The 1,140-nt window shown below is 34.5% G+C and carries 2 protein-coding genes; both read right to left on the reverse strand.

Annotated features, from left to right (window positions below; translation table 11 throughout):
- Positions 1 to 141: 141 nt before the first annotated feature.
- Positions 142 to 627, reverse strand: coding sequence for a hypothetical protein (locus tag HMPREF9075_RS08630; RefSeq protein ID WP_002666174.1), 486 nt, complete (start codon positions 625 to 627; stop codon positions 142 to 144).
- 133 nt (positions 628 to 760) lie between these two features.
- On the reverse strand, positions 761 to 1,057 hold the full coding sequence (locus HMPREF9075_RS08635; protein WP_009416159.1) for a hypothetical protein: 297 nt from the start codon (positions 1,055 to 1,057) through the stop codon (positions 761 to 763).
- Positions 1,058 to 1,140: the final 83 nt, after the last annotated feature.

Raw genomic sequence — 1,140 nt, forward strand, 5'->3', positions numbered from 1 at the left:
TAATATATTTTAGTGTGAATTTTCAAATTCTTTCAATAGTTTTTCCCCCGCTGGTGCGAGCTTTCAGCTCGTGCCACTATCTACTGCATCATAATCAAAACTCGTGTGTTTAATATGACAACCAATGTGGTTGATATTTGCTCAATAGGGTAATCCTTTAATAGAGAGTAGCCATTTTTTATAATACTCTAATATTTGGCTAAAGGGGGCAATATTATTAATATTTTCTTCTATGTCAAAAATACAAACAATTTTATTTTCTGTATTAATTCGTTCTCCAATTTTTAAATTTATTGCCTTTATAGTGTTCTGTAATTTAGGGATCATAAAATAACCTAAAGTGCAACCTTTAATAAGCATTTTAATTTTATGTGTATCAGCCTTGTTGCAAATTTTATAAAAAGCATCACTTAAACGATCTGATTTACTATATAATATAGTGCCTTCTTGATCTTTATATTTCATAAGAAAAATTTTGAATAAGCCTTCTAAATGACATTCTCTCCCTGAAATCAAATCCTTAATGATAGGATTATATTCTTTTTCTTCCCTTACCTCTATATCTGCCTTAATAATTCTACTATTTAAAAATACTTTAATATTAAAAGAATTAGTGTACTTGTCCATTTTTTTATGTATTTAGTGATGTTTTTTCTTTTTAATATCTTTCATATGTGTGGTGTCTACTATATTTTCCCCCGCTGGCGCGAGCTTGTAGCTCGTGCCTTATCAATGAGGATTTAACAACATATCTGGAACATTACCGCTGTACTACATCACCCTGCAAAAATCGTGCTACCTCCCAGCCCATACGATTATAACCATAACTCGCTTGCCATAAGGCTATGGGAGTGGTTGTTTGTGCTTGCGTTTGCGCCTGTGCTTGTTGGTTTACCTCTGTGCGCACACACTCTCCCCACTCATTGTAGGTGTGTTGCAGCTTTGCACCCAAACTACTTTCCATCGCTGTGCGATTGCCATAAGCATTGTACTGATGGGTGATGCGATGCCCATTTTGAGTTTCTGCTACAATACGCCCAGCACATCGTATTCCCAAAGGGTCTGACTGGTGGAGTTTTCAGCTTTATCTTTAACTGCTTTAATACAGAACTTAATTTACCCTATAAAAACTAAGATATA

The sequence above is a fragment of the Capnocytophaga sp. oral taxon 332 str. F0381 genome (assembly GCF_000318275.2).
Taxonomy (GTDB): domain Bacteria; phylum Bacteroidota; class Bacteroidia; order Flavobacteriales; family Flavobacteriaceae; genus Capnocytophaga; species Capnocytophaga bilenii.